Origin of the sequence: Candidatus Cryosericum terrychapinii (assembly GCF_003570925.1) — a bacterium.
GTDB lineage: Bacteria > Caldisericota > Caldisericia > Cryosericales > Cryosericaceae > Cryosericum > Cryosericum terrychapinii.
Genome location: NZ_QXIS01000024.1, coordinates 20,137 through 39,135, shown reverse-complemented (window position 1 = coordinate 39,135; position 18,999 = coordinate 20,137). Strand labels below are relative to the sequence as shown.

Sequence of the window (18,999 nt, the reverse complement as noted above, 5' to 3'; positions counted from 1 at the left end):
ATCAATGGTGAGTTCCTGCGTTTATGAAGCTACTGTGGCGCATGGGTCTGGTGGCTTTGGCGGTATTGATGGTCTACTGGTTCACCGTACCAGCCGCTCGTGTAAGCGTACATGCAGACTCCTGGGAAGCTCCTGTCGTGGACCAGGTCTGGCATAGTCGGCCTCAGGGTCTTCTGATGCTCCTCAACAGGGCTTCGGTTGTTGACAGGCTGGAGGGACTCCCCGTTTCTGACGTGACTATCAAGCGGGAGCGACCTTGGAATGCCACTGTCGGTGTGGACATAGCTGATCCTGACGTGGTGATCAGGCAAGGGAGCAAGCTAGCTGCTGTGTTCCTGCAGACGGGGACAGCCTACGCCGTGGCAGGGACATCGAAGTCTTGGAACGTGGTTGACGTAAGCGGGTTTCCATCTACATCCCCGGCTTTTTTGTCCACCTCGCTCGAGTATGCGCTGCTGTGCTGCCAGTTGATGCAACATCAGGACCAGCTAGCTATCATGGGCATATCACTGTCCTCGTCGATGGGACTTGCCGTACGGTTGAAAGACGGGAAGACGCTTATCCTTGGTGACAGCACGAACGGTGCTTCAAAGATCGAACGAGGAATTGCGGTCCTTGGTATGCCTGCATTCAAGGGGAAGAAAGTAACCATCGACCTGCGGTTTGACGGCCAGGCCGTCATCCCGGAGGCCCCATGATCACGCGCGGAAGAACCGGGGGCGTTTTCCTCGCTGCGCTGTTTGTCATGGTTGCCGGATTTGGATACCTTCTGGCTGTCCAGTTCGAGCCCACAGTGAACAACGCCTACGTCGTTCCTGCCCAGAATGTCGAGTTGGTCGAAATCATGAAGGGACTCGAAAAAGAGAATGGCAGTGCCGCTCAGCGGATTGTCGATCTTCGGACACAGCTGGGAGAGCTTGAAAGCAAGGGCGCTGCCACCAGCGACGAAGTGCGCGTTCTCACGCAGGAGCTGGGAGAGTTGAGGGCAAAAGCAGGGCTCGCCGAGGCGACGGGTCCCGGTGTCATTGTAACACTGAGTGACAGTTCCCGCACCCCGACACTATCCGATGATCCGAACTACTTCGTCATCCACGACGGTTACCTCCGCAGCATCGTGAATCTCATGCGGAGATACGGCGCCACGGCGATTGCCATCAACGACCAGCGCGTTCTTGGAAACAGTGCTATCATCTGTGCTGGACCCATCATTCTCGTGAATTCGAGCAGGATGTCGCCACCCTATGTTATCACTGCGCTGGGGAACCCCGAGATGCTCGCCGACAGCATTTCTCAAGACGTCTTTTTCCAGGTGCTGGAGATGTACCGTGATCAGTTCAAGATCACGTGCTCAGTTGAGAAGAAAACGTCTGTGACTGTCCCGGCGTCGCTGGACAATGCTGCATTCAAGTACGCAGTGGGTGCGCAATGAAGAGGATCGGGCGATCGCCCTGGCAGTCGACAATACTGATTTTCTTCCTCATCAGTTTCTTCGTCGGGTTCTTCCTCCCCGGGCAGGCACGCGTCGTCCGCGAGATGAAACAGACCTATCAGAGCCAGGACCCGAAGGATCTCATTCGTGTCATCAGAGACCTCCAGCAGCGCAAACAGGACCTCCTCGTCGAGGAGACTGACGTGTCGCAGAAAGTCATGCAGTATCTTCGTTCTTCTGATGACACGGCTGCGCAAGTGCGCCAGTTACAGCACGAAGCCACTGTGTTGAGGCAGAGAACCGGGGCCGTCCCGCTCGCGGGTCCTGGGATCCGGATCACGATACGAGAGCAATCATCAGGGGCCTCGCCATCCATGCTGGCTGATGAGGACCTGCTCCTCCTTCTGAATGATCTCTGGGCATCGGGAGCCGAAGTCATATCGTTGAACGGCATACGCCTGACCGACTCGAGTTCCGTATACAGGGCGGGTCTCAACGTTCGCGTGGACGGAAGGGTGACGCAGATGCCGCTGGTCGTAGACGCGATCGGCGATACAGAGAACATGTCCAAGGGGCTGCAGATTCCCGGAGGTGTGCTCGACTTGTTGAACCTGAGGCGCATTGGTGCTATAGTTCAAAAAGTCAACCTGCTTAGAATCAGCGACTAGGGGAGGAAAACGGATATCTATGGTTGGCTTCGTAACAGTGTGTGGACTCGTACTTGGTATCATCGTCGGGATTCTTCGCCCCGTGCACATCCCCGCTGTCTATTCCAAGTACGTGGGGTTGGCCCTTCTGGCTGGTATGGATTCTATCCTCGGCGGCATCAAAGGTTATCTGAAGGATACCTTCGACGCGACAGTATTCTTTTCGGGTTTCCTGATCAACAGTCTTGTTGCAGCACTGCTGGGGTATCTCGGTGATCAGCTGGGCATCGATCTTTACCTTGCGGCAGTCGTTGTATTTGGTAGCAGAATGTACCAGAATATCGCAATCATCCGGCGGGTTCTCTTGAAGAAGGAGGCATGATGGCTGGCCAGGAAAGAATCGTCAGCGTGCTCGATATTGGAAGCACCCGTGTCAAGATGTTGATAGCTTCTGCGACAGGAGATAGGCTCGACTCCATTCTCGGGGTCGGTACGGCTCCGTGCAGCAGCCTGAAGCGTGGCGTGGTCGTCGACATGGAAGGCGTGACGCAGGCCATCCAGACGGCACGCGACGAGGCAGAACGGATGAGTAGCTACTCCGTCTCGTCGGTAATCGTGAATGTCGGCGGTACTCATATCACTGGATTGGTGAACCGCGGTCTTGTTGCAATATCCCGGCCGGGACGCGAGATACAGAAAGATGATGTGGATCGCGTGTGGGAATCTGCCAAAGCTGTCCTGCTGGGACCAAATCAGGAGATTATCCATGTAATCCCGCGCCAGTACCTCGTGGATGGTCAGGAAGGCATCAAGGACCCGTTGAGAATGTCGGGCATCCGTCTTGAGTTCGAGGCGTTTATCGTCACCGGACAGTCGACGATTCTGGACAATCTTCGTCGTTGTGTGACAGAATCCGGTCTCAAGGTGGACAGGCTTGTGCTCGAAGGTCTGGCGTCAGCTAATGCTGTCCTCTCATCAGAAGAGAAGGAAATCGGCGTCGCCTGTGTCGACATCGGAGGAGACACGACGGATCTGGCCGTCTTCACAGGGGGCAGTCTCAGCTATGTCGCCGTTCTTCCCATAGGTGGTCGCCATGTGACGATGGATCTAGCCATGATGCTGAAGACAAGCCTGAATGTTGCTGAAGAGCTCAAGGTGGCCTACGGTTCGGTGGATGCGAGCAGGAGAAAGGACTTCCAGGACAGCCAGGTGAGTTACTCGACAGCATCGGGGGATGGTGTTCTTGCAACAACGAAGTCGTATATCAGCGATGTCGTGACGTCTCGCATTGAAGAAATAGCTGAGGCAGTGAAGCTGGAACTGGTGCACTCCAGCTACAACAATATGCTTCCGGCCGGCCTCGTCTTGACTGGAGGGACGGCCATGGTGTCTCACATCACGGACAAGTTCTCTGAGATCAGCGGACTGCGAGCTCGAATGGGACAGCCGACAGTTGATGACGTTGTTTTCAGCTCGTTCAAGAATCCCAGCTTCTCGACATCAGTCGGGTTGCTCGAACTCGGCATCCACAGCGATGGTGCCGCAGTCCAGAAGAAGAAGCGCGCATTCAAAGGCCTGAGCGGTCTGTTCAAGGGCCTTGACCTGTTTGACTAAGACATACTGACGGGGAGGGAAATCCACTATGGATGATCGACTGGATCCCTGGGGAAGCTCGAATGTAAGCATTAGGGTCATCGGTGTAGGCGGTGGGGGTGGCAATGCCATCAATCGAATGGTGGGGGATTTTCCTTCCGGCGTCGATTTCGTAAGCGTCAACACCGACACGCAGGTTCTGCGATACAGTCGAGCAGAAAGCAAGATTCAGATTGGGGCAAAGGTTGCTCGAGGGATGGGCGCAGGCGCTGACCCTGAGGTCGGGAGAAAAGCAGCAGAAGAGAGCAGAGAGATGCTCAAAGAAGCAATTACCGGCTCCTCTCTCCTGTTCATAACTGCCGGTATGGGCGGAGGGACGGGGACGGGCGGTTCTCCCGTCCTGGCGAAAGTGGCTCGTGAACTAGGCATTCTCACCATTGCAATTGTCACCAAGCCGTTCAACTTTGAGGGCCCTCAGCGATCCAAGGTTGCACTGGATGGCATCAAAGAGCTTCGTGACAGTGTTGATGGATTGGTCGTTATCCCAAACCAGCGACTGTTCAAACTGGAGGAAGGGAAGATTACCATCAACAACGCGTTCCGCAAAGCGGACGAGGTCCTGAAGAAGGCGGTTCAGGGTATTACCGAGCTCATCCGGACACCCGGCATCATCAACCTCGATTTTGCCGATCTCAAGAACGTCCTGGCATCGACTTCTCCTGGAGAGCTCCCCAGCGGAGGAGACGGCAGCATCTGGATAGGCATGGGAACCGGCAAGGGCGACGAACGTGCGGCAAAGGCCATCAGAGCCGCCACCAACTACGAGCTTCTCGAGTATTCGATGCAGGGCGCCACGGGACTTATTTACAACGTCATTGGCCACGAGATTTCTATGGAAGAGATGGATATCATCTCGACGGCCATCCAGTCGAGCGCGTCAAAGGATGCCAAGATCATCTTTGGTCTGGCCGATCCTTTCGACGAAGTACTGGGCGAGTCTGGCGAGGCCAACGATGAGATTCGTATCACGGTGGTAGCGTCTGGGATGCAGCCTCAGAAGGCCGAAGTGGAACAGGAGAAGAAGATTCTCAAGGAGTTCAAGGTCGAGGAAGTCGAGCTCCCCGCCATACTGCGCAAGGGGCCGCCTCGCGGCTTCTAGCGCCGAATGTGGGCTCGATAGCTGAGCGTCTCGCGGAAGTCCGCGAGCGAGCCTGCTTGTTGTATCGCCGGGCGGCTGGTCAGCCCGGCGAACCGCATATTGTCTGCGTGACGAAGACACAGCCTCTTCCCCGGATCCTGGAAGCCATTGATGCAGGGGCGACCGAAATCGGTGAGAACTACCTCCAGGAAGCCATTCGCAAGAACGTCTTCGCCCTGCGTGAGAGTCACGGGCTGACTGTCCGGTACATCGGCCGACTCCAGTCGAACAAGTACAACGCCATCCTGCAGGTATTCGACGCGGTCGATTCGGCAGACTCAGGACTCCTCGAGCGTCTGTATGGTATCCAGGATCGCGGGGCACAGAAGGCGTGCACGTTCCTGCTGGAGGTGAATGCCGGTGAAGAATCGCAGAAGGGCGGATTGACCATGCCCCAGATTCGTGAGCTTGCCGCCGCCGGTACTCCTTGGCTGCGCGAGATCTCCGGACTGATGACAGTAGTCCCTCTTCAAGCAACAATGCAAATGCGGGCGAGAATATATCAATCTGTCAGCGTGCTGTTCCACGAACTCGCCAGCGACTTGGGTTCGTCACGTGTCACGTTGTTGTCCATGGGAACTTCTGACGATTTTGAACTGGCGATCGAACATGGCTCGAACATGATACGTATTGGTACGGGCATTTTTGGACCCCGTTCACTTTCTCAGGTGTAACCAATTGTTCGTAGTCACGATTGTACGAGTGAGGAGGCGTGGCAATCGATGCTGGCTCCTTCCCAGCCTAAAGCTCCTATGCAAGACGAGGACCTGGAATCACATCAACATGGCGCATGACAGAACGCAGACACCTTACGCACAGTCGCTGGAATGGAAGGATGTCCCAGAAAAGACGAAAGGAGGTCTTCAGACAACACGTGCAGAAGTGGACATGCCTGTCATGCTCCACGAGGTCTTTCTTTGCCGCGATCGAGCAGATGAGATTACCACGATTGGAGAACTTCTGGTCCCAAGAAAACATGGCAGCTTCGCACACACTTCTGATGACTCGATGACCCTGGCCTCAGACACTTTTGCTCATTAGTTGGCCCGGCATGGACGGCCCAGTTGTGTTGAAGAGGAGACATTATGCGGATCAATGTACGCGTAATTCCAGGTAGCAGCAGGTCGGACGTGGAACCAGGAGACCCCTGGCGCGTCCACGTGCATGCCAGGCCTGCAGAGGGCAAGGCAAATGAGGAGCTCCTGCAGATTCTCAGTCGTCACTTTGGCGTAGCTCGCTCTGCAGTTCGCATCCTAAGTGGACACGCTTCGAGGAGCAAGACCGTGGAAATCGGTCTGGAAGGCACTGCGATGGCTGAAGGAACATGATGAACAGGCCGAGTGCTCTTTTCCGCTGGTCAGTTCTTGTTGCCCTGATGATCCTGGCAGATCAGGGTACCAAATGGTTGGCAGGGCGGTTTCTCTTCCAGCGTGCCGTTACGGCAGGTCCGGTAGGGCTTGTCCTGACGATGAACAAAGGAGTCGCGTTCGGACTCTTTGGAGGGTGGCAGTGGGTCGTGCCCGTGAATGCAGTGCTCGGCATTGGCGTCTGCGTTGCGGCTATCATAGCATTGCACCGTGGAGACCGAGGGCTGGCTCATGGTTTCTTTCTCGTCTTTGCCGGATTTGCAGGCAATTTCATCGACCGTGTCGTGGCCGGGCAGGTAACCGATTTTTTGTGGGTGCGTGGCTGGTCCGTATTCAACGTGGCCGACTGCCTTGTGACCGCTGGTGCAATACTGTGTGGCCTTGCACTTCTCTTTCCCAACAAGTGGGGCTTTCATGCATGAGTTGAGGCTGGGGCCGGTCGTGGTGCCGGTTCTGTATATCGATAACGATATCATTGCGGTGAACAAACCGGCCGGACTGCCTGTTTTCACTGCGCCGGGGAAGGCGGCCGGGACGCTGACCGAAGTGGCCTTGGCAAGTGGAGTCACACTATACGATGGAGAGGATGTCGAGTTGCCGGGGGTCGTACATCGACTCGACAAGGACACGAGCGGCGTGATGGTCCTGGCCCGTTCTCAAGCCGGGTGGAGCTGCTTCAAGCGACAGCTGGCCAACCATGACGCGCAGAAACAGTATCTTGCGTTGGTTTGGGGGACATTTGCCGAGAAGAGTGGCCGAATCGACGTGCCTATTGGGGCAGTTCATTCCCGAGGACTCCTCCTTCGGCAGGCCGATAGTTCGGGTCGACCTTCTACAACTGACTTCGAGGTCATCCAGCATTTTGGCAACCAGGCATCTCTCCTGCGGATACGCATTGAGACGGGGAGGACGCACCAAATCCGCGTTCACTGCTCCTACATTGGACATCCGGTACTCGGAGACTATACTTATGGATACAGGGCGCAGCGCAGCGTCGTCATAGAGCGGCAGATGCTTCACGCATTTGCGCTCTCGTTTGTTGCGCCGCGTTCGGGGGTCCAGGTGCGGGTCATGGCGCCACTTCCTCAGGACTTCATCTCTGTACTTCGAGTGCTTGCGCGGTAGACATGGGCAACAAACCCGGAGTAATCGTCGCCAATAAACGGATCCAGCACAACTTCAAGACGTTTGAGCGCCTGGAGGCCGGCATAGAACTGCGCGGTTGGGAAGTGAAGGCCGTGCGTTCGCGGACGTTCGCTTTTGGAGATTCGTACTGCCGATTCTACGGTCGCGAGCTCTACCTCGTGCAGATGTCCGTGGGGCCCTATGCGTTTGCGCACACAACCGACGAGGAGCTCAAACGTCGCAGAAAACTCCTTGTCCACAAGCGTGAGCTTATCAGGATTGCGTCTCTCATTAGTCAGCAGGGCCTGACGGTAGTGCCCGCATCACTTTCTTTTTCGGAGGGTGGGTTCGTCAAGGTCGATCTGGCTGTCGGCAAATTCCTGGCAACCAAGGGGTCTCGTGAGACTTCTGAGAGACGACGAGTGGAGCGTGAGATAAGGGGGTACGTGCGTTGAGCAAGAAGATGATCGTTGTGTTCCTCGTTCTGGTCCTTTTCCTCGGTGCCATTGTCGGGACGGTGTGGAGTGACACGACGGCGACCGTGACGATCCCGGACGAGGCCAACATCCGGTCGGGAGCCGGTACGACGTTCACCGTGATTCGGATCGCACGCAAGGGAGAAAAATTCGAGGCTGTCGGCTCTTCCAAAGATACGTCGGGACGGACGTGGTACAAGATACGGGTGGGTGCCTCGTTCGGGTTCGCGGCGGGCTGGCTCGTGACCTATGCTCCGGCGACTACAACGCCGGCCAGCCCAGCTGTCTCGAAACCGGTGCCTGCAACAGTGGAACCAGCTGTCTCCGTCCAGTCCTCCTCCACTCGCTACGCTGTCGTCGTGGAAGATGGCACATCACTGCGAAGTGGTGCGGGGACAGCTTTCGTGCGCCTGACGACCATGAAGTCACGTACATCCCTGAGGATTCTGTCAGAATCCAAAGATGCCAACGGGAAAGTCTGGTACAAGGTAGACTGTTCGTCTCTCAAGATCAAGCAAACCATCGGCTACGTCGCGTCGTGGGTCGTGAAAGTCCAGACAGTTCAGGCTCCTCCGTCCACTCCGGCGACGTTCACGTCATCGTCTCTTCTGGCCCTCTGGAAGCCGAAGCTTCCGCTCTCGACGAAGACGGTGGACGCATCGAACCTTCGCAGTGGACCCTCAGTCATGTACGACCGCCTTGGCGTCCTGCCCTCCGGGACGAGCCTCTTGATCATCGGCTATTCCATGAACGAACAGAAGGAGACCTGGTGCCGCGTGACTGCCGGCGAGAAAACAGGATGGGTCTACGCACCCCTGGTTAACTCTTGGGAGAAACTGTCAAGCAGTCTTGTTGCCGCAACGGTAGGGAAGAGCCTTACTTCCGTGGGTCCATCAGCACGACTGGTGACGTCGCCATTCGTTGAAGGGACTGACGGGGCGCTTGCTGCAAAGGGCAATGTCATTGTTGGTATTGCCACAGACGGCAGGCAGGTGTTCCTCGAACTTTCCTCCGACGCTTTGCCCGAAGACTGGATAGCAATGTCTGACGGCACCGTGGTTGGTGGAACTGGGCCTGGAGGTGCCGTCTGCAGTCTGACCGGCGTCGAGCTGGTATCGTCGAACGGCTGGACTAGCGTCACGATGCACATCGACGGGGATAAGAGTGGGCTGTCGATTGTTCGGGAGCACGATCCTGAGCGCATCGAGGTCTCACTACCAAGGCTGGTGCAGTCTGCACAGGCGGGTATTGCCGGTGTGCCGACGAAACAGGTGTCAGCGGTGAAGGTATGGGCGAGTTCGGCCGGTTTCGTAACCAGCATTGTCATCTATCTTGTCGGGCCCGACATTGGCTTGAAGCAATCGACCGACACGTCGACCGTACAGCTAGTGGTGAGTGCGCCCGGTTCGACAGCGCCATCGAAGGCCGTGTTTCTGCGTGACGAGCTTCTGTCCAGCAGCGAAGAGACGTTTTTCGCAGAGGGAACCACGTTCGTACCACTCGTCGACGTGGCCAATGCCTATGGCATGTTGCTGTCCTGGGACGCGGCCAACCAGCAGACGAGTCTAACACTTGGAGATCGACAGTACGTCCTGAAGGACGGGCTGCGCACTCTGAAGATTGCACAGGACAGCAACCACTGGAGCGAAGAGATGGTTGTTGCGCCGAGGATCCTGAGTGGCCTGCTCTACGTTCCGGTGGCGACAGTGGCATACGTATTTGGGCTGGAGGCAACTGGGGACGCCCTGAGGGTGTATCTTGACCCGATCATCTCGTCAATTACCCTTGCAGGTACCTCTGCGAGTACGCCAGGAAGCATCACGATCACATCTGCCTCTGACCTAAAAGTGACGAAGACGGCGGACGGTGATTACTGTGTCTTCCAATTTGAGGGGGTTTCGGCCGCATCTATTGTTGGCAAGCAGGCGCTGTCGGCCTGGGCCACCGTACAGGCGAAGCAGCGCCTGAACGATACCCCTCCCGTTGTGGAGATACGCCTGCATGCCCTAGCTTCCGCAGTCGATGTGCAGAGCCCTGGAACGGGTACCTATGTCATCGCGCTTGCCAGCGTCGTCAAGGGAAAGCTTGAAGGGAAGAAAGTCGTTCTTGATCCTGGCCACGGCTATATGCCATCGACGGGCTACTTCGACGTCGGGGCCGTAGGCCCTTCCGGGACGAAGGAATCGTCAGTCAACCTGTCAATTTCGCTTAAGGTAAAGGCGTTACTCGAGGCCGATGGCGCCCGTGTCGTTATGACGCGGGCGGATGATACGTCAAGAGACAACCCTGACCTCACCGGGAGGGCACAGATAGCCAACAGCTCAGGGGCGGATCTTTTTCTCTCAATTCACCAGAACGCCACGGATGGGGGACCATCAATTGGAGGTACCGAAACTTACTACTGGTTTGACCGGTCGAAGGTCTTTGCCGCGCTTGTCCAGAAGCATCTCGTTTCGGCCCTAGGAAGAACGGATCGAGGGACGCAGAAGACGTCGCTGTACCTACTGTCCCACATCGATACCATGCCAGCTGTCCTGGTGGAGTGCGCGTTTATCAGCAACAGTGAAGAGGAGCGTCTTCTGCGCGATGACTCCTTCCAGCAGAAGGCAGCCAAGGGCATCGTGGACGCCATTGTCGAGTACTTCGGCAAGTAGAGGGGTCCGGTGCAATCCTATATAGGGGTATTCGACTCGGGAGTCGGAGGGCTGACGGTTGTCCGGGAGCTGAAGAACCGATTGCCGCGAGAGGCTATCATGTACATCGCCGACTCCCTCTTTTTTCCGTATGGAACGAAGCCAAAGGAGCGGGTGATCAGCAGGGCCACGACCATCGTCGAGTTCCTCGAGTCCCACGGGGCTCGGATCGTTGTTGTGGCTTGCAACACGGCCTCCAGCGCCATTTTCCCAGAAATTCAGCGTTGCGTGGACGTCCCGGTTCTGGGAATGATTTCGGCTGGCGTTAAGAGCGCACAGCTGGCGACCCGTAACCGCAGAGTCGCAGTACTGTCGACGCCCGGGACAGCACGGAGCCACGCCTATCTCAGGGCCATGGGCCTGCTGGATCCGACAGTGGAAATGATCGAACTCCAGTCGCAGGAACTCGTGAATCTTGTGGAAGCCGGGAGCATCGAGGGTCAGAACGTGACCGACTACGCCACACACGTTTTGAAGCCGGTACGGGAGTTCGGAGCAGACACCCTTGTTCTGGGTTGCACCCACTTTCCTTTCCTTACCAGCCTCATGGAAGGCATTCTTGGGCCGGCCGTCAAGATTGTCGATCCAAGCAAGGAATTGGCATACGAGGTGGGGCTGGTGCTCGAAAAGTGTCGGTTGACCACCGGGGCTGGACAACAGGACAGGTTCTTCACAACAGGCGACCCTGGTGACTTCCTCGACAAGGCTCGCCTCTTCCTTGGTGACTATGTCAGCACAGTGGAAGTGGCAGACGTTTGAGACTGCGACTTGTCACCGGCAACGCTCATAAGCTGCAGGAATTTGGTAGTATTCTCAGAGGTCTGGACTGCTGGCTCCCCTTGGATAAGCTGGATGTGGAAGGCGTCGTCGAGTGTGGCGCCACTTATTACCAGAACGCATACAGGAAAGCCCGGTCGGGCCTGCTAAGCGTCCTGACCACGGGACCCGATGACTGTATTGTCCTCGCGGACGACTCTGGCCTTGAGCTACCCCTTTTTGACAACATGCCTGGATCCCATTCTGCGCGCTTTCGATATGCGAGTCTCTCCGAAAGGGCTGCGCTCGCAGCGTTTCTCTCAGAGTACCGTGTGTCGTCAACGCCTGCACGGTTCGTGTGCTGGATCGTCGCGTTTCTTCCTGGATCATGCCGGTGTCTCGCCTGCTCAGGCGCTGTCGCCGGGACCGTGACTCCGGAATCGCGTGGGTCTCAGGGCTTTGGATATGATCCACTGTTCACCCCGGACGGCTACTCTCTCACCTTCGGCGAGATGCATGCTGGTCTCAAAGACCGTATTAGCCACCGTGCACAGGCTGTTGAGGCTCTGTGGTGTTCTCTTCAAGGGGCCGCACCGCTGAGACCTTGATTTTTGGCTGATGGCGTGTATTCTCTTTTTACTCGGGGTGTGGCGTAGCTTGGTAACGCGCATGGTTTGGGACCATGAGATCGGTGGTTCAAATCCACTCGCCCCGACCATGGGCCCATAGCTCAGCTGGATAGAGCAACGGATTTCTAATCCGTCGGTCGCAGGTTCAAGTCCTGCTGGGCTCGCCAGCTTGGTATGGTGGGTATAGCTCAATTGGTTAGAGTACTGGACTGTGGATCCAGATGTTGGGAGTTCGAGTCTCCTTACCCACCCCATTTTTCGTGAGCACGGCTCTTGAAATATGCGCTTTGCAATACTGCGCTTATAGCTCAGGCGGATAGAGCGATGGATTCCTAATCCGTAGGCCGCAGGTTCGAGTCCTGCTAAGCGCACCAGGATCGTGAGGCTAGCGCCCATAGCTCAACTGGATAGAGCTGCGGACTTCGGATCCGCAGGTTGCGGGTTCGACTCCTGCTGGGCGCGCCAACTGTATTGTGAGCTACGAGGACCGACGATGGTGGGGCATGTGATGCGGGTGTGGCCGGGGGATCGCTTGACAGCCTCATGAAAAGACCTATAATCGTTCTGCTCAAGCTGTGGGTCGTTAGCTCAATTGGTAGAGCATCTGACTCTTAATCAGGCGGTTACAGGTTCAAGTCCTGCACGACCCACCACCACTTGCCCAAAGATTCAGTTCCCTGCGATATTAATAAGTATTCAGCGAGGGTGGCGGAACTGGCAGACGCGCTGGACCTAGGATCCAGTGGGTAATTCCATGCGGGTTCGACTCCCGCCCTTCGCACCAACTTGGAGGAGACTGTGGAATACACCACCACGAACAAGATTGGCAATTCGACCGTGCTCTCTGCAACATTCAGTGCCGACGAAGTCTCAGCAATGCGCCGCGAGGCGACGCTGGCGATGGCCGGCAAACTCCGTATCCCCGGGTTCCGTCCAGGCAAGGCCCCCCTTTCCATCGTCGCCAAATATGTCAGCGATGAGGAGTTGAAGGATGATGTCCTTCAGAAGGCAGCCTCTCAAACCTATGTTGCGTTCCTTAAGGAACACAAGGAGACCGATGCCCTCATTTTTGAGCCCGAACTCGTCGATTCTGTACTGGAAGATGATGCAGCCAAGGGGCTCAAGGTCGACGTACGTGTCTTCGAGATGCCCAAGGCAGATCATAATCTGTGGAGCAGTGTGGAGGTTGAAGACGTCCCGACTGACACGGCCAAAGCCGTTGAACGCCGCATCAGGGCTCTTGTCGACGCTGTGACCGAGACGTCTCCGAAGGATGGCCCGGCTGCTCACGGCGATTCCGTTACTGTCACTGTCGCGACCGAGAAATCCCAGAATCCTTACCACACGGAGTTCACGGTGGGCGAGGGCGAAGTGGGCAAGGCCTACGAGCCATTCCTTACTGGAATGAATGTGGGAGAATCGAAGCATTTCAGTGTGCAGATGCAGGAGAGTGCCCTCGAGGGAGACATCACACTCGACGGCGTTGCGGAGAAACACATCCCCGAAGTCAACGACGAATTTGCCCGCACTGTCGGCGCGTTCGATTCCCTCGTGGAGCTTCGGAAGACCCTTGAAGAAGACGAACAGCACAAGGCGGACGACGCCAGGAAGGACACGATTTTCGGCCGTGCTATCGAGACTGCTGCTGAGAAGCTGGGCATAGATTTCCCTGGGTATGTTCGGCGTGACGCGACCCAGGAACGGCTTGGCGAAATCAAGGACAGCCTTGCCCGCAATGGGCTTTCTCTCAACGAGTACCTGAAGTACAATAATATCAGCGCCGAACAGTTGACCAAGGATGTTGAAGCGGATGCTGTCAAGCTGCTCCAGCGGGACCTCCTGATGGAGGCAACTGAGAGAGCGTGCAGTATTGTGGCCGGGGACGTGGACATCGAGGCGTATGTGGAGTTGCATAAGGGAGAATTGGGCAAGGCAGGTATCGACACGACGACGGAGAATGGGCGCAAGACTATCCGGAACGTTATTGTATGGGAGAATACGCGCAGCCTTATTGCTGGCGCAGTTCAGTTGAAGGAGCTCTCAGAGACTAAGCAGGAGGCACAATGAGCGTTATTCCATACGTAGTCGAACAGACGGTTCATGGAGAGCGTGGCTACGACATCTACTCCCGGCTGCTGAAGGATCGCATTGTGTTCCTCGGCGGAGAGATCGATACCCAGGTCTCGAACCTGATCGTCGCCGAAATGCTCTATCTGACCGCCGAGAATGCCACCAAAGACATCTACCTCTATATCAATAGCGTTGGCGGCGAAGTCACTCCTGGCATGGCGATCTATGATACCATGCAATATATCAACGCTCCTGTTTCCACAATCTGTCTGGGACAGGCAGCAAGCCTTGCCGCGGTCCTGCTGGCTGCCGGACGCAAGGGAAAGAGATTTGCGCTGCCGAACTCGCGCATCATGATCCACCAGCCCTGGGGTGGAGCGCAGGGGCAGGCGACGGACATCGAAATTCAGGCCAAGGAGATCCTGCGGATCAAGGAGTCTGTCAGCAAGATCTTGGCCTCACATACGGGGAAACCTCTTGACATTGTGCGGAGAGACACCGAGCGTGACTTCTTCATGTCTGCCGAAGAGGCAGCGGAGTATGGGATCGTAGATCAGGTCATCTCCAAGATTGGCGTTGCAGGGGAAGCCGGTTCGTTGGGGAAGAATGCCCAGTCACAATAGCGAAGAACCGTCCTGTTCGTTCTGCGGCAAGAGGTCGAGTGAAGTTGGTCTGCTCATCAAGGGACTCGACGGATCGTACATCTGCGACGATTGCATCGAGCGGGGCAACCAGCTCATGCAGCAGTCCAGGCACGAGAGTCATGCCATCGATTTCAAGTCGCTCCGCCCCAAGGAAATCTATGCGCGCTTGAACGAGTACGTCATTGGCCAGAATGAGGTCAAGAAGGCACTTGCTGTTGGCGCGTACAACCACTACAAACGCCTGAGAGCCAAGAAGGACTCCGAGGTAGAGATCGAGAAGTCCAACATCCTGCTCGCAGGCCCCACGGGGGTCGGCAAGACCTATCTGGCCAAGACTCTCGCCCGCATTCTTGATGTGCCGTTCACCATCGCCGATGCAACGACACTCACTGAAGCGGGCTACGTTGGCGAGGATGTGGAGAACATCCTTCTTGGGCTCCTGCAGGCTACGAATTTCGACGTTGCCCGGGCTGAGTGCGGCATCGTCTATATCGACGAGATCGACAAGATCGGGCGGAAGTCCGAGAATCCCTCGATTACGCGTGACGTCAGTGGCGAAGGAGTCCAGCAAGCACTCCTCAAGATCGTGGAAGGGACGATTGCCAACGTTCCTCCTCAGGGTGGGCGCAAGCATCCTCTTCAGGAGTACATCAAGTTTAACACACGAGACGTTCTTTTCATTGCGGGTGGGACCTTCGATGGACTGGATAGCATCAGGAGACTCCGGGCAAACCCGAGGGAAGTTGGGTTCGTTCACGAGCCCGCCGACCGCCAAGGCAGGACGTTGCTGAGTTCCGATTTCGTCAAGTTCGGCATGTTGCCTGAGCTCGTTGGCAGATTTCCTTTGAAACTCGAGCTGGAAGAACTCTCAGTGGGTGACCTGAAGCGGATTTTGGTCGAGCCGAGGAATTCGATCGTCCAGCAGTATCAGGAGCTCTTTGCGATGGACGGAGTCGGCCTGGCATTCACCGAATCCGCGCTGGAACGCATAGCCGAAAAAGCGAAAGACATGGGCATGGGAGCCCGTGGTTTGAAGTCCGTAGTCGACCGGCCCATGGTGGACCTGATGTTCGAACTACCTTCCTTCAAGGGAGTCACGGAGGTCGCCGTGGGAGACGAGTTTTTCTCGGATTGCCATGAGGTCGTTGCGACGAGAACGGACGGGACGACCGAGCGCATTCCCTTGCAGGAATCTGCTTGATAGGAGAGAATAGCATCAATGAGTGAACGTGACTGGCAACTATCTGAAGCGCCACTGATTCCCCTGCGGAACGTAGTGGTTTTTCCATACCATGTCCTTCCCCTCTTTGTGGGCAGGCCAAAGTCGTTGAAGAGCATCGAGTCTGCGCTTGCGGCCAACCGCAAGATTGTGCTTGTGTGCCAAAAGGACGAGTCGAACGAAGACCCCGGGCTTGCCGATCTCTATGACATTGGCGTCGGTGCTGAGATATTGCAGCTGCTCAAGCTGCCCGATGGAAGCGATCGAGTCCTCGTAGAGGGCGTTCGCAGGGTCCGCGTCAAGAACGTGCGCTCGGACGACGACGAGATGCTTGTAGCTAGCATCGAGCCACTGCCGATAGACGACAAGACGTCGACGGAGCGCCAGGCTCTCATGCGCGTTGTTCTCGACCAGTTCTCCCAGTATGTCGAGTTGTCCAGGAAATTGCCATCGGAGACAGTGAACAATGTCTCGGGCGTCACGGAGCCGGACAGGTTCGCAGACCTTATTGCGAGCAGCCTTCTGCTCGGGACCGAAGACCGGCAGGCGCTGCTTGCTACACTCGATGCAGAGGAACGACTTCATCGCATCGCTGAACTTCTCGCCAAGGAAATCTATGTGCTGGAGCTCGCGCGGAAAATCGAAAGCGACGTGAAAGCGAAGGTCGACCAGTCCCAGCGTGAGTACTACCTCCGCGAGCAGGTGAGAGTAATCGAGAAAGAACTCGGTGAAGAGGGTGAGGAGGCCGGCGAGGTCGGTGAGTATCGGCAGAAGCTCGAGAAGATCCATATGCCTGCCTATGCCCGCGACAAGATCGATGAAGAGCTGGCCAGACTTGCGAAAACACCTGCCATGAGTCCGGAAAGCTCGGTCATCAGAACATATCTGGACTGGCTTATCGGCCTTCCATGGGACATCAGGACCGCCGACAAGATCGACCTGAAGCGTGCGCGCAAGGTCCTGGACAAGGACCACTATGGACTTGAAGAGATCAAGGACCGGATACTCGAGTATCTTGCAGTGCGCAAGCTTTCGGACAAGGCCAAGGGTCCGATTCTCTGTTTTGTCGGGCCGCCTGGTGTTGGCAAGACGTCGTTGGGCAAATCCATTGCGGAGACACTCGACAGGAAGTTCGTCCATGTCTCCCTCGGTGGCATTCGGGACGAGGCGGAAGTGCGCGGACATCGCAGAACCTACGTTGGAGCTATGCCTGGGCGCATCATTCAGGGGATCAAGCAGGCAGGCACCAAGAATCCAGTATTCCTTCTGGATGAGATCGACAAGGTTGGAGCGGACTTCCGGGGCGACCCGACAGCTGCTCTGCTCGAGGCGCTCGATCCAGAACAGAATACGCAGTTCAGTGACCACTATATCGAAATCCCGTTTGACCTTTCTGAGGTCCTGTTCCTGACGACGGCGAATGTGTCAGAGACGATTCCATCTGCCCTCCTCGACCGTATGGAGGTCATTTCCCTGCCTGGATACACGGACGAGGAGAAACAGCAGATAGCCCGCCATTTCCTCCTTCCTAAGGCAATGCAGCAGCATGGACTGAAGGAGGAAGACCTTGCGATCGATGACCGTGCCGTGCTGGCGATTATCCAGCAGTACACGCGGGAAGCCGGAGTACGGGGACTCGAGCGCTCGCTTGTCAGGATATGCCGCAAGGTAGCCAGAGCGAAGGTCGAGGAAAAGAAGTCGTTTGCGGGCGTCACCGTTCACCCAGATAACCTTGCGGCCTACCTGGACCTGGCTCCTTATTCGTACACGAGTCTCATCAAGGAAGCGCGTGTAGGAGTCGCGTGCGGTCTTGTTGTGACTCAGTACGGCGGTGACACTGTCTATGTCGAGTCCACGCGCATGGACGGCAAAGGCAATCTTCAACTCACGGGCCAACTCGGCGACGTGATGAAGGAATCGGCCCAAGCTGCACTCAGCTATATCCGTACGCATGCTGTTGAGATTGGACTGGACCCCCATTTCATTGAGAAGACGGATCTGCACGTGCATGTTCCGGAAGGCGCGGTCCCGAAGGAGGGGCCGTCTGCCGGCGTCACGATGGCAACAGCCATGGTTTCGGCTCTCACGGGCCGAAAAGTGCGTTCAGACATAGCGATGACTGGTGAGATTACACTTCGCGGGCAGGTACTGCCTGTTGGCGGCATCAAGGCAAAGGTGCTCGGCGCGTACCGCGCGGGGATCAGGAAGCTGATCCTTCCCGAAGAGAACCGTCGTGACACGAGCAAGATCTCGCCCGATATCAGCAGGAAGCTTGAGTTCACCTTTGTCAACGATATTGCGCAGGTGCTTGAAAAGGCTCTCTTGCCGGCCGGCACGGCAAGCGGTTTCAAGCGTCGGCGCCAGTAGAGAGCAGGATGGATCGCCAACAGGCCGGTACAACTCTTCGGGACAAGCGAACGTCACTTGAATTGTCGCTTGAGGATGTTGCCCGGGCAACTCTCCTGCGCAAGTCCGTGCTTGAATCCCTGGAAGCGGGCGGTCCACCGGAACCGAACGGATTCTTCAAGTCATACGCTCGTAGCTACGCTGAGTATCTTGGGCTAAATGGTGACGAGATTGTTGCGGCGTTTGTGGGTTCGTCTGCCACCGTGGCTGTGGATTCTGAGGCGGCGGCTGCGCAACCTGCGAAGTTTGGTCGTTCTGTGACAGCCGTTCCATCATACAGGAAGAAGCGCAGCCTTGTTTCGACTGTTCTGATCGTAGTAGTGGCTCTGGTAACTGCCGTCGTTCTGCTTTCGAGGCCGTGGGCGGCAACGCCCGTTGTGCCAGGAGGGCAGCCTGGGCCCTCGAGTACGCCGTCCGTGCCTTCGGACACGACGGCCCCCTCGCTTCCTGCAACGCCTTCCATACCAGATACCACGCCGCAGGGGGCGATGACGCTAAGATTCGCCTCGACGACGCAACGTGCATGGCTGGAGATCACCGTGGACGGGAGCGTCGTCTTTTCCGGAGTCCTGAGTCCGGGAGACAGCACGCAGGCTACAGGGAATCATGTTGTCGTCAACTTTGGCAATGCCATGCATACACAGGTGACGGCAAATGGTGTTGATCAGGGAGTGGCCTCTCCTGACAAGACGGTCATGACCCTTGAGTATGGTTCGCCGGCGCATACACCGTAGGCCTCGAGTCTGT

General features: G+C 56.6%; 19 protein-coding genes and 7 tRNA genes. All 26 read left to right on the top strand.

Annotation, left to right across the window (positions count from 1 at the left end; translation table 11 throughout):
• The first annotated feature begins 23 nt into the window (after window positions 1-23).
• The 26 genes from SMC7_RS04200 to SMC7_RS04070 all read left to right on the top strand — a co-directional run bounded on the left by SMC7_RS04200 (window position 24) and on the right by SMC7_RS04070 (window position 18,986).
• The gene (locus SMC7_RS04200) at window positions 24-698 is read left to right on the top strand and encodes a cell division protein FtsQ/DivIB (RefSeq protein WP_126850722.1); all 675 of its coding nucleotides are present in this window, start codon (window positions 24-26) and stop codon (window positions 696-698) included.
• Window positions 695-1,429 (top strand): DUF881 domain-containing protein, encoded by a 735-nt coding sequence (locus tag SMC7_RS04195; RefSeq protein ID WP_119089099.1) that lies wholly within the window; start codon window positions 695-697, stop codon window positions 1,427-1,429. Before SMC7_RS04200 ends, SMC7_RS04195 begins: the two co-directional genes overlap by 4 nt.
• Window positions 1,426-2,097, top strand: coding sequence for a DUF881 domain-containing protein (locus tag SMC7_RS04190; protein WP_119089098.1), 672 nt, complete (start codon window positions 1,426-1,428; stop codon window positions 2,095-2,097). Before SMC7_RS04195 ends, SMC7_RS04190 begins: the two co-directional genes overlap by 4 nt.
• 19 nt (window positions 2,098-2,116) lie before the next feature.
• On the top strand, window positions 2,117-2,458 hold the full coding sequence (locus SMC7_RS04185; RefSeq protein WP_119089097.1) for a small basic family protein: 342 nt from the start codon (window positions 2,117-2,119) through the stop codon (window positions 2,456-2,458).
• Window positions 2,458-3,690 carry a cell division protein FtsA gene (ftsA, locus tag SMC7_RS04180; RefSeq protein WP_165845132.1) on the top strand — a complete coding sequence of 411 codons (1,233 nt, stop codon included), beginning with the start codon at window positions 2,458-2,460 and terminating at the stop codon, window positions 3,688-3,690. Before SMC7_RS04185 ends, ftsA begins: the two co-directional genes overlap by 1 nt.
• 28 nt (window positions 3,691-3,718) lie before the next feature.
• A complete protein-coding gene (gene ftsZ, locus SMC7_RS04175) occupies window positions 3,719-4,828 on the top strand; it encodes a cell division protein FtsZ (RefSeq protein WP_119089095.1) in 1,110 nt (369 codons plus the stop codon).
• 8 nt (window positions 4,829-4,836) lie between these two features.
• Complete coding sequence (locus SMC7_RS04170; RefSeq protein WP_119089094.1) at window positions 4,837-5,541, top strand: YggS family pyridoxal phosphate-dependent enzyme; 705 nt, start codon at window positions 4,837-4,839, stop codon at window positions 5,539-5,541.
• Between the two features lie 411 nt (window positions 5,542-5,952).
• Window positions 5,953-6,195: a DUF167 domain-containing protein gene (locus SMC7_RS04160; protein WP_119089092.1), complete on the top strand. Its 243-nt coding sequence runs from the start codon at window positions 5,953-5,955 to the stop codon at window positions 6,193-6,195.
• Complete coding sequence (locus SMC7_RS04155; RefSeq protein WP_165845131.1) at window positions 6,195-6,656, top strand: signal peptidase II; 462 nt, start codon at window positions 6,195-6,197, stop codon at window positions 6,654-6,656. The genes SMC7_RS04160 and SMC7_RS04155 overlap by 1 nt, the downstream gene beginning before the upstream one ends.
• Window positions 6,649-7,359, top strand: a complete 711-nt coding sequence (locus SMC7_RS04150) for an RluA family pseudouridine synthase (protein ID WP_119089090.1) — start codon at window positions 6,649-6,651, stop codon at window positions 7,357-7,359. Before SMC7_RS04155 ends, SMC7_RS04150 begins: the two co-directional genes overlap by 8 nt.
• Before the next feature lie 2 nt (window positions 7,360-7,361).
• The gene (smpB, locus tag SMC7_RS04145; RefSeq protein ID WP_119089089.1) at window positions 7,362-7,814 is read left to right on the top strand and encodes an SsrA-binding protein; all 453 of its coding nucleotides are present in this window, start codon (window positions 7,362-7,364) and stop codon (window positions 7,812-7,814) included.
• Window positions 7,811-10,489, top strand: a complete 2,679-nt coding sequence (locus tag SMC7_RS04140) for an N-acetylmuramoyl-L-alanine amidase (RefSeq protein WP_119089088.1) — start codon at window positions 7,811-7,813, stop codon at window positions 10,487-10,489. The genes smpB and SMC7_RS04140 overlap by 4 nt, the downstream gene beginning before the upstream one ends.
• Window positions 10,490-10,498: 9 nt before the next feature.
• On the top strand, window positions 10,499-11,287 hold the full coding sequence (murI, locus tag SMC7_RS04135) for a glutamate racemase (RefSeq protein WP_119089087.1): 789 nt from the start codon (window positions 10,499-10,501) through the stop codon (window positions 11,285-11,287).
• Window positions 11,284-11,892: a non-canonical purine NTP pyrophosphatase gene (locus SMC7_RS04130; RefSeq protein ID WP_119089086.1), complete on the top strand. Its 609-nt coding sequence runs from the start codon at window positions 11,284-11,286 to the stop codon at window positions 11,890-11,892. The genes murI and SMC7_RS04130 overlap by 4 nt, the downstream gene beginning before the upstream one ends.
• Before the next feature lie 33 nt (window positions 11,893-11,925).
• A tRNA-Pro gene (locus SMC7_RS04125) sits at window positions 11,926-12,002 on the top strand.
• A 1-nt stretch (window position 12,003) separates the two neighbouring features.
• A tRNA-Arg gene (locus tag SMC7_RS04120) sits at window positions 12,004-12,080 on the top strand.
• Between the two features lie 10 nt (window positions 12,081-12,090).
• Window positions 12,091-12,167, top strand: a tRNA-His gene (locus SMC7_RS04115).
• A 43-nt stretch (window positions 12,168-12,210) separates the two neighbouring features.
• A tRNA-Arg gene (locus SMC7_RS04110) sits at window positions 12,211-12,287 on the top strand.
• Window positions 12,288-12,301: 14 nt separating this feature from the next.
• A tRNA-Arg gene (locus SMC7_RS04105) sits at window positions 12,302-12,378 on the top strand.
• Window positions 12,379-12,490: 112 nt separating this feature from the next.
• A tRNA-Lys gene (locus tag SMC7_RS04100) sits at window positions 12,491-12,566 on the top strand.
• Between the two features lie 46 nt (window positions 12,567-12,612).
• Window positions 12,613-12,697, top strand: a tRNA-Leu gene (locus SMC7_RS04095).
• A 14-nt stretch (window positions 12,698-12,711) separates the two neighbouring features.
• Window positions 12,712-13,980 (top strand): trigger factor, encoded by a 1,269-nt coding sequence (locus SMC7_RS04090; RefSeq protein ID WP_165845130.1) that lies wholly within the window; start codon window positions 12,712-12,714, stop codon window positions 13,978-13,980.
• On the top strand, window positions 13,977-14,606 hold the full coding sequence (gene clpP / locus SMC7_RS04085; RefSeq protein ID WP_119089084.1) for an ATP-dependent Clp endopeptidase proteolytic subunit ClpP: 630 nt from the start codon (window positions 13,977-13,979) through the stop codon (window positions 14,604-14,606). Before SMC7_RS04090 ends, clpP begins: the two co-directional genes overlap by 4 nt.
• Window positions 14,590-15,828 carry an ATP-dependent Clp protease ATP-binding subunit ClpX gene (clpX, locus tag SMC7_RS04080; protein WP_119089083.1) on the top strand — a complete coding sequence of 413 codons (1,239 nt, stop codon included), beginning with the start codon at window positions 14,590-14,592 and terminating at the stop codon, window positions 15,826-15,828. The genes clpP and clpX overlap by 17 nt, the downstream gene beginning before the upstream one ends.
• 18 nt (window positions 15,829-15,846) lie before the next feature.
• The gene (gene lon, locus SMC7_RS04075; protein WP_119089082.1) at window positions 15,847-18,213 is read left to right on the top strand and encodes an endopeptidase La; all 2,367 of its coding nucleotides are present in this window, start codon (window positions 15,847-15,849) and stop codon (window positions 18,211-18,213) included.
• A gap of 8 nt (window positions 18,214-18,221) precedes the next feature.
• Complete coding sequence (locus tag SMC7_RS04070) at window positions 18,222-18,986, top strand: helix-turn-helix domain-containing protein (RefSeq protein ID WP_119089081.1); 765 nt, start codon at window positions 18,222-18,224, stop codon at window positions 18,984-18,986.
• Window positions 18,987-18,999 lie beyond the last annotated feature (13 nt).

What these genes read in the sequence shown, in the direction of transcription:
- SMC7_RS04160 (WP_119089092.1), top strand. Translation starts at nt 5,953, where the DNA reads ATGCGGATCAATGTACGCGTAATTCCAGGTAGCAGCAGGTCGGACGTG.
- clpP (WP_119089084.1), top strand. Translation starts at nt 13,977, where the DNA reads ATGAGCGTTATTCCATACGTAGTCGAACAGACGGTTCATGGAGAGCGT.
- SMC7_RS04195 (WP_119089099.1), top strand. Translation starts at nt 695, where the DNA reads ATGATCACGCGCGGAAGAACCGGGGGCGTTTTCCTCGCTGCGCTGTTT.
- ftsZ (WP_119089095.1), top strand. Translation starts at nt 3,719, where the DNA reads ATGGATGATCGACTGGATCCCTGGGGAAGCTCGAATGTAAGCATTAGG.
- SMC7_RS04150 (WP_119089090.1), top strand. Translation starts at nt 6,649, where the DNA reads ATGCATGAGTTGAGGCTGGGGCCGGTCGTGGTGCCGGTTCTGTATATC.
- clpX (WP_119089083.1), top strand. Translation starts at nt 14,590, where the DNA reads ATGCCCAGTCACAATAGCGAAGAACCGTCCTGTTCGTTCTGCGGCAAG.
- smpB (WP_119089089.1), top strand. Translation starts at nt 7,362, where the DNA reads ATGGGCAACAAACCCGGAGTAATCGTCGCCAATAAACGGATCCAGCAC.
- SMC7_RS04070 (WP_119089081.1), top strand. Translation starts at nt 18,222, where the DNA reads ATGGATCGCCAACAGGCCGGTACAACTCTTCGGGACAAGCGAACGTCA.
- SMC7_RS04200 (WP_126850722.1), top strand. Translation starts at nt 24, where the DNA reads ATGAAGCTACTGTGGCGCATGGGTCTGGTGGCTTTGGCGGTATTGATG.
- SMC7_RS04185 (WP_119089097.1), top strand. Translation starts at nt 2,117, where the DNA reads ATGGTTGGCTTCGTAACAGTGTGTGGACTCGTACTTGGTATCATCGTC.
- ftsA (WP_165845132.1), top strand. Translation starts at nt 2,458, where the DNA reads ATGGCTGGCCAGGAAAGAATCGTCAGCGTGCTCGATATTGGAAGCACC.
- SMC7_RS04190 (WP_119089098.1), top strand. Translation starts at nt 1,426, where the DNA reads ATGAAGAGGATCGGGCGATCGCCCTGGCAGTCGACAATACTGATTTTC.
- lon (WP_119089082.1), top strand. Translation starts at nt 15,847, where the DNA reads ATGAGTGAACGTGACTGGCAACTATCTGAAGCGCCACTGATTCCCCTG.
- SMC7_RS04155 (WP_165845131.1), top strand. Translation starts at nt 6,195, where the DNA reads ATGAACAGGCCGAGTGCTCTTTTCCGCTGGTCAGTTCTTGTTGCCCTG.